General features: G+C 64.8%; 2 protein-coding genes. Both read left to right on the plus strand.

The features are described 5' to 3' along the window. Positions 1–14 precede the first annotated feature (14 nt). On the plus strand, positions 15–89 hold the full coding sequence (locus tag ACTJI2_RS20045) for a flagellin (RefSeq protein ID WP_440843142.1): 75 nt from the start codon (positions 15–17) through the stop codon (positions 87–89). 85 nt (positions 90–174) lie between these two features. Next, positions 175–310 (plus strand): flagellin N-terminal helical domain-containing protein (locus ACTJI2_RS20050; RefSeq protein ID WP_440843144.1); only part of this gene is annotated, 136 nt, incomplete at its 3' end.

The following is a 310-nucleotide window of genomic DNA, read 5'->3' on the forward strand; positions in this document are numbered from 1 at the left end:
CCCGCACCCAGATCCTGCAGCAGGCCGGCACGGCCATGCTGGCCCAGGCCAACCAGGTGCCGCAGAACGTTCTCAGCCTGCTCCGCTAATCACGGAGACAAAGCCGGGGCGGACTCTTTCCCCGTCCGCCCCGGCCAGGCACCACCCCGGTCGCAACACTGAAGGAAATCTTTCATGGCACAAGTCATCAACACCAACACGATTTCGCTGAACGCACAGCGCAATCTCGGCACCAGCGGCGCATCGCTGGCCACCACCATCCAGCGGCTGTCTTCCGGCCTGCGCATCAACAGCGCCAAGGACGACGCCG

The organism is Pseudoxanthomonas sp. 22568 (assembly GCF_052044485.1).
Lineage (GTDB): Bacteria > Pseudomonadota > Gammaproteobacteria > Xanthomonadales > Xanthomonadaceae > Pseudoxanthomonas_A > Pseudoxanthomonas_A beigongshangi.